This window comes from Amazonocrinis nigriterrae CENA67 (assembly GCF_016056305.1).
Taxonomy (GTDB): Bacteria; Cyanobacteriota; Cyanobacteriia; order Cyanobacteriales; family Nostocaceae; genus Amazonocrinis; species Amazonocrinis nigriterrae.
Genome location: NZ_JAECZC010000005.1, coordinates 117029 through 124175, shown reverse-complemented (window position 1 = coordinate 124175; position 7147 = coordinate 117029). Strand labels below are relative to the sequence as shown.

At 37.9% G+C, this 7147-nt stretch carries 6 protein-coding genes; 5 read left to right on the top strand and 1 reads right to left on the bottom strand.

The window, feature by feature from the left end; translation table 11 throughout:
- Positions 1 to 288: 288 nt before the first annotated feature.
- Positions 289 to 1011 carry a carbonic anhydrase gene (locus I8748_RS05020; RefSeq protein ID WP_198123563.1) on the top strand — a complete coding sequence of 241 codons (723 nt, stop codon included), beginning with the start codon at positions 289 to 291 and terminating at the stop codon, positions 1009 to 1011.
- Positions 1012 to 1379: 368 nt separating this feature from the next.
- On the opposite strand, the gene I8748_RS05015 is transcribed toward I8748_RS05020, so the two are convergent.
- Positions 1380 to 1595: a plasmid partition protein ParG gene (locus tag I8748_RS05015; protein WP_198123559.1), complete on the bottom strand. Its 216-nt coding sequence runs from the start codon at positions 1593 to 1595 to the stop codon at positions 1380 to 1382.
- Between the two features lie 900 nt (positions 1596 to 2495).
- Here I8748_RS05015 and I8748_RS36000 point away from each other — a divergent pair.
- From I8748_RS36000 to I8748_RS04995, 4 genes are all read left to right on the top strand, one after another.
- Positions 2496 to 3554 carry an aromatic ring-hydroxylating dioxygenase subunit alpha gene (locus I8748_RS36000; protein ID WP_198123558.1) on the top strand — a complete coding sequence of 353 codons (1059 nt, stop codon included), beginning with the start codon at positions 2496 to 2498 and terminating at the stop codon, positions 3552 to 3554.
- 110 nt (positions 3555 to 3664) lie between these two features.
- Positions 3665 to 4669 carry an aromatic ring-hydroxylating dioxygenase subunit alpha gene (locus tag I8748_RS05005; RefSeq protein WP_198123557.1) on the top strand — a complete coding sequence of 335 codons (1005 nt, stop codon included), beginning with the start codon at positions 3665 to 3667 and terminating at the stop codon, positions 4667 to 4669.
- 175 nt (positions 4670 to 4844) lie between these two features.
- Positions 4845 to 5849, top strand: coding sequence for an oxygen-dependent coproporphyrinogen oxidase (gene hemF, locus I8748_RS05000; RefSeq protein WP_198123556.1), 1005 nt, complete (start codon positions 4845 to 4847; stop codon positions 5847 to 5849).
- A 656-nt stretch (positions 5850 to 6505) separates the two neighbouring features.
- Positions 6506 to 7141 carry a helix-turn-helix domain-containing protein gene (locus I8748_RS04995; protein ID WP_198123555.1) on the top strand — a complete coding sequence of 212 codons (636 nt, stop codon included), beginning with the start codon at positions 6506 to 6508 and terminating at the stop codon, positions 7139 to 7141.
- Positions 7142 to 7147 lie beyond the last annotated feature (6 nt).

The window sequence follows — 7147 nt, the reverse complement described above, 5'->3', positions numbered from 1 at the left end:
AGATAGGGGAGATGGGGGAGATGGGGGAGATAGGGGAGATGAGGAGAAGAATAGACCTCTTGCAAAAGTCGTTCTTAGCGTTCTTTTCTTTGCGTCTTTGCGTCTTTGCGCGAGACAAAAAAATATTTATGCAAGAAGTCTAATAACTAAACCAATTCCCAATTCCCAATTCCCAATTCCCAATTCCCAAAAATTAAATGACTCTTAAACCGTCTCAGAGAGTACTTTTACATGCTTGTTGAGTCTGATATCTTCCGGTCAACAACAAAACTGTTGTCAGGTAAATTAATGACTCGAATTAATGGATTTATCGGTCGTCGTGATTTCTTTAAGTTAGCAGGGATAGGAAGCTTTACCATTACAGCATTGGGTGGTATCGCCTGGGGTACACAAGAAGCTGCGATCGCTGATGTTAATCCAGCTAACTTTAATCCTGTAAACTCTAATCAAGCTCTGAGATTGTTGCTAGATGGTAATCAAAGATTTATTCATCAAAAACCTAAGTATCCTCATCAATCATTGGAACGTCTGCAATTAGTTGCAAAAGCACAGTATCCTTTTGCCGCTATACTGGGTTGTGCAGATTCTCGCATACCTGCGGAGATTATTTTTGATCAAGGACTTGGGGATTTATTTGTTGTGCGAGTAGCTGGTAATGTGGCTAGTGACATGGCTATAGGGAGCTTGGAATATGCTACAGCCGTGTTAGGTACACAGTTGATTGTAGTTTTAGGTCATAGTAAATGTGGTGCAGTGGCAGAAGCTATTAAAAATGCACCTCTTCCTGGCAGAATTGGCTATATTGTTGAGAACATCAAACCAGCCTTGGCAAAAGTCAAACCAACCACAGGCGATCGCAATTATGATGCGGTCATAGCTAACATTCAATATCAAGCGCAAAAATTGCCACAAGATTCAACAATTTTGGCCCAATTGCTGCACAAAGGTAAACTAAAAATTGTTAGTGCTTGTTACGATATCGACACTGGCAAAGTCTCTATTATTGCCTAAAGTTTTCACAACACGCCAAAGGACTGACAAATCAAAGAATATCCCATTGTAATTATTGATTACTAACTGTTCACACTCATCAGTCATCAGTCATCAGCCCTAGTATGGTTTTGTTAGCGAGGCTACCCACGAGGGGTAGCTACTCACATCAGTCAAATTTTGCTAGTCATCCTACATGGTATTGGCTTAGAACAATTCATAATATTTGATTGTTACTTCCAATTTGGATATAAACACAGCTGTTTTTAAAATTACATATTGATTATTATTGCTTATATTTTATCCCTCCACTCCCGTTTTACTGCCAGTTAGAAAATTATTGTAGTGTTGGCTAGCTTCTAGGTGACCTAATTCTTCCCTAGTCATCCTCAACCTTCACTGTTTTTGCTTTTGGGAGAGTTTGCTTTTGGGAGAGAATTTTTCTGTGAAGCTGGCAGATCGATATCATTTTTGGCTAACCAATTTTCAATCAGTTCAGCTGTCACGTCAGACATATTCAATCCCTTAAAAAAACAAACTGTTTTAAACCTGTCTTTTGTTTCAGGCGATAGGTAAACCCTTATAGAAGCTTCTCCTTGTGCCACACTATACTCCAACTTATGAACCTATTCACTAGTTTATTAGTGCAATGGTTCACAGAGCAAAATTATACATTGGTTGACTAATGCACTAGTGCATTGGTATAGTATCACCTATACCCAAAGAAATACACCCAACAAAGGCAACAGACGCCAGAAAGTGTACCCACGGGTAGATAAATAACAAATGGGCGAACGAAGCCAATTTTGGCTTAAGTTAGCTTATTTGCTGTGGAATTAAAAGTTGTCACTCAACGTGAAACCAGATGATTGTTTTCAAACAGATCACAAACGATGCTTCCAAATCACATCATTTGCAAATACCCTGTAGGCATTATTCAGGTTGTGTTCGGGCATCATTCATCTTGCCGCTAGCTTGAAAATAAGGAGTAGGGAATAGGGAATAGGGAGTAGGGAAAATGTTATTTTCATGCCCTCATTGTGTGATTTATCACATAACTGTCTAGCTTGAAAATAATGTTGATTTATTAGCCACAAAAGAAAAATTGTCGTACTGTGTTGTGAGCAACAGCGCATGAAAGACTATTCAGAAAAAAGTTGTTTCTCACTGAATACATCTACTATCTGTCATTGTTCACCATTCCTCAACTAAGGATAAAAAAATAAATTATTAAGCACTTTCTGTATAGCTTGATTAGCTTCTAATTATTGACAATTACCAACCTATATTCATACTATTTCTTTTTGAAAATGTGCCTATAGGCTTTACAATTGCACTTTGTCGGAGCAATTCATTACGTGAATCAAGCACAACCTCACATAGAATTGATATCACCACCGAACGCACCTCATCTCAAGAACATAAAATCTGAGTTAGAAATTGATATTTTCCTATAAAAAGTATTTTCAAATAATCCGTTTATCTAGAATAGTAGGAGCTTAGGTGTGCTAAAAAACTTCTGGTATGCTTGTGAATTTAGCTCAGCTGTCACTAACAAGCCCAAGCAAATTGTGCTATTAAATCAGAGATTTGTCCTCTACCGCAATCAAAAAGGGCAAGTTGTAGCACTCAAAGACCGATGTTCTCATCGTGGTGCTGCATTATCTATGGGCTGGTTAGAAAACGGTTGTATCCGTTGTCCCTATCATGGATGGAAATTTCAAGCTGATGGGCAATGCGTTGAAATACCTTCTAATGCACTGGAAACACCTATCCCTAAAAGAGCTAGTATAGATAGCTATTCAGTGCAAGAAAAATATGGTTTTATCTGGCTGTTTTATGGGAATTTACCAGAACAAGAACGTCCACCAATTCCTTCTTTGCCAGAATACCAAGACCCAACTATGCATCCCATTTACTTAGAATATCAGATGAGAGCTAACTATACTAGAGTCATAGAAAATGCTCTTGATCCGGCTCATCTGTATGCAGTCCATGCTAATTCTTTCGGGGCGGGATTCGCACAAGATCCAAGAGTTGAAGACTATGTAGTTGAAAATGAAGATTGGGGCATAAGTACCAAAATCACATATAAAAATTACACTAAGCCTAAGAATGGTATATTTAAAGCCTTCTTTCGTCCAGCACGCACACAATTAAATGCCAAGACCACTTTTTACCTGCCTAACATAACTAAAATTGAGAGTGATTTTGGTCGTGGCAAAATGATCAATTATGCTGTCCACATTCCTGTTGATGACAATACGACTATTAGTAAACGAATTCAATTTCGTAATTTTTTTACTTATTCTTGGGCAGATAGCTTGTTTATCAAGTTTCATCATAAAGTTGGGTTGGAAGATCAGATAGTAACCGAGTCTCAATATCCCAAATTGATACCTGATACTTTATCAGCTGAAGTCCATGTTCCTGCTGATGCTTTGACCCTTGCTTATCGTCAACTGCGTCAAAAATATTTAGCTATGGGTTGGGGTTTGCAGTCAAATCAAAGCGAATTAAACAACTGTCAACGAGATGTCAGAAACCTGATAAAACTTCATTAATTAACTAGATTTGTATCTCATAAGAGTTGAGTTATAGACCAAGTTAATGAGCGTAATTTTACATTGAATTGCCAAGACAATATATCTAGAGATGGTAGGAGGCAAATACTTTGAATAACTTCTGGTATGCTTGTGAATTTAGTTCAAATGTCACCAATAAACCCAAGCAAATTGTGATGTTAAATCAGAGATTTGTTCTTTACCGCAACTCTCAAGGACAAATCGTAGCTTTGAAAGATCAGTGTCCTCATCGTGGTGCTGCTTTATCTCTCGGTTGGGTTAAAGATGACTGTATCCGTTGTCCTTATCATGGATGGAAATTTCAAGCTGATGGTAAATGCATTGAAATTCCTTCCAATGCACCCGGAATACCTATCCCTAAAAGAGCTAGTTTAGACAGCTACCCGGTGAAGGAAAAATATGGTTTTGTCTGGCTATTTTATGGAGACTTACCAGAAGAAAAACGTCCTACCTTGCCAACTTTTCCAGAATACATAGTCAAGACTATGCATCCTGTTTACGATGAGGGTATAGATAATGCTAACTATGCTCGACTGATGGAAGCTAATCTTGACTTTACCCATGTGATTGCAGTCCATCGTAAATCTTTTGGGCAGAGAATTCCCATCAATAAAACTATTAAGTATAAAGTCGATAAATACGATTGGGGTGCAGTTGCCAAAGTTAAGTATGAATCTTTAGGTAAATCGAAAAGTATTTTGAATTTTTTACTCGGCGGACGCCCAGAATTGAACACAAGATTGACATTATATTTGCCTAACGTTACCCTAGCAGAAATTAGTATAGGTAGAGATGATAGGTTTGATATCAAGTTTGGGATTTTAGTTGCCCACCTTCCTATTGATGACAACACCACTGTTGTTAAACGTGTTTTGTATCGCAATATTTTACCCATAACTTGGTTAGATAATTTTTTCAGAAAGCTTGACCACAAACTCGCCCAAGAAGACACAGTAGTCGTTGCAACTTTAGATTCTCAACCAATGCCTAAAATATCAGAAGAACTCCACGTTGCTGCTGACGCTTTGGATATTACTTTTCGCAAGCTTTTGCAAAAGCACTTAGCGCAATCCTCTAACAATTTAGGATTTTAGATTTTGGATTTTGGATTTTGGATTTTGGATTAACAATGAATCTAAAGTTATCAAAGTAGACAGAATATAACTTTTTTGCCAGAAAGTGACTAACAAATTTGCAGGGTATCGTATAGCAACAATGACGCAACTGCAACTTAGGAAGACTTAATCAATAGTGAGTGAGGAGATAACCATGACCCATATTCTAGAAAAATCGGTGACACAACAACCGAAAATTCGCGGGGTAATCGACGAGACTTTCAGACAGATGTTTGAGAACACTTGCCAAGCTCTTGAGGCGCTAGATGGTAAGGGGTTTATGGAACAGTCTTGGACTCGTGATCACAATGGTATTTGGACAGTTGGCGAAAGTAGTGAAAACGCCATATATATCGATAGATCTCTGCACAATGGCAATGTCTTTGAAAAAGTGGGAGTTAATTATGTAGCCATAGAAGGCGAATTACCGCCTGGAATGTCCTTCCAGCAATCAGGCGCTTTAGCAACAGAAGTAGCAGATCAAATCACTAAAAATAAAGGCAATCGTTACTTCGCTACAGGTTCTAGCTTTGTGATTCATCCCCAGAATCCCATGACACCTACCGCTCATGTGAACTATCGCTATTTCGAGATCAATAATGGCACTCAGCCTATTTATTGGTGGTTTGGCGGCGGAGCAGACTTAACACCGGCTTATTTTTTCGAGGAAGATGCAGTTCATTTCCATCAGGTGCATAAAGAGGTTTGTGACAAGTACGATTCTTCTTATTACCCTCGTTTTAAAAAGTCGTGTGATGAGTACTTTCACATTCCACATCGTGGTGAAAGTCGAGGTATAGGTGGAATTTTCTTTGACCAACTTAATCAAGGTAATCCCCAAAAACTTCTTGCCTTTGTGACAAATTGTACTGAAGCTTTTCTCCCTGCCTATATGCCGATTGTTCAAAGACGTAAGGATATGGCGTTTACAGAGAAGAATAAGTACTGGCAGCGTCTTGTACGTGGACGTTATGTAGAGTTTATTTTGTCTTGCGATCGCGGTCTTCGTTTTGGTCTGGCAAGCGGTATGGTTAAGCAACAAAGTGTGTTTAACTGTATGCCTCCAGCTGCAAGTTGGGAATATGATGATCAACCCCTCCCTGGTAGTCAGGAAGCAATACTTAAAGAAGTACTAAAAAATCCTCGTGACTGGCTATAAATTTTTCGATACTGCTAATTATTTGGAATTAATGGTCACATAAACAAAAACGAATGAGCAGAGAAAAACAGATAGTCATTGGTGAGTGAAATGAGAAAAATAAAATCGGTGGATGTGAGGCAAGCAAAAGCAATAACTATGTCAAAAAATCTCTCTAAAATCTATCAACAGCCTTTACAAATAGTAACAAATTACTTCTTGTTTGAAAATACGAAACCGCACCAAGTTATAAGCAGTGAACTGGAAATAGATATTGTATTAATCTGCCTTAATACTTGTAGATATGTGCTGTTTTGGATAATTTGGCTTTGTTTATATGCAAGTTTATAATTTGTCATTCGTCAAGCAGTAATGAGGTAGCCTCCTCGACTTGGGGGGTCTACCCAATTTGAATACCCAAGCTTTAACTCTAGGGTAATAATTACGAATTACCCATCACCAATTACCAATCATTTTGACTGATTCATGATGTCATACCATTTCTTTGTGAGGCTGCACCAAATTTTTCTTTCTTTGTGTCCTACCCTTCTCCTTCGAAGACGCTACGCCAACGGGAAGCCACTTCGTGTCTATGTGCCCTTTGCGGTTCGTTCCTCATATAGTTTGGCGCATCTTCATACAGAATTGGTATCAGGAAGGAATATAGGAGAATAAAAATGAAAACTGAAACTGAACTGGTTACAGGTAACCTTCGCATGGAAGATATTATCAATCTTGATGAATCTAAAGCGATGAATCTGTTTAGAAATAGATTTAAAAGATATAAAAAACTAGTAGAAGAAATGGGAGATGCAGCTGCTTTTGAAAAAATTATGGAAAAATATCCTGAGCAACAAAAGGCATTGATGGGTACTTTTATTGAGAACAATAGTTTAGCTCAAGGGTTCAAGAAAGCGGCTCCTCTACTGGGACTTATGGGCTTTGTTATGGAAGTAGTTGATATTTCTCAGAGTGAAACAGATGCAGCATTGGAAATTCAAAGAATTTGCCCAATTTTGTCTATTGCTAAAGAATATGGTTTCGATAATCCCTGTCGTGTCTTTTGTGAAATGGAACAAGAAGCCACTAGAAGAGCTTTTCCTGGTATGAAGGCTACAATTCTTAGTAAACAAGCAGAAGGAGACTGTGTTTGTGTATTTAAGTATGAAAGACCTGCAAGAAAAATGATGTCATCAATTACACAGAAACAAAATTATCATTTGCAATTAATAAAACACGCCATCGAGTTAGCTAAACTAATTCCTAGCTTGATACAAATTGGTATTAAAGTGATAAAAACACGCTTTAATTAGAATTAG

Excerpts from the sequence above, each read along its gene's own strand:
- hemF (WP_198123556.1), top strand. The coding sequence starts at position 4,845 with ATGACCCATATTCTAGAAAAATCGGTGACACAACAACCGAAAATTCGC.
- I8748_RS04995 (WP_198123555.1), top strand. The coding sequence starts at position 6,506 with ATGAAAACTGAAACTGAACTGGTTACAGGTAACCTTCGCATGGAAGAT.
- I8748_RS05020 (WP_198123563.1), top strand. The coding sequence starts at position 289 with ATGACTCGAATTAATGGATTTATCGGTCGTCGTGATTTCTTTAAGTTA.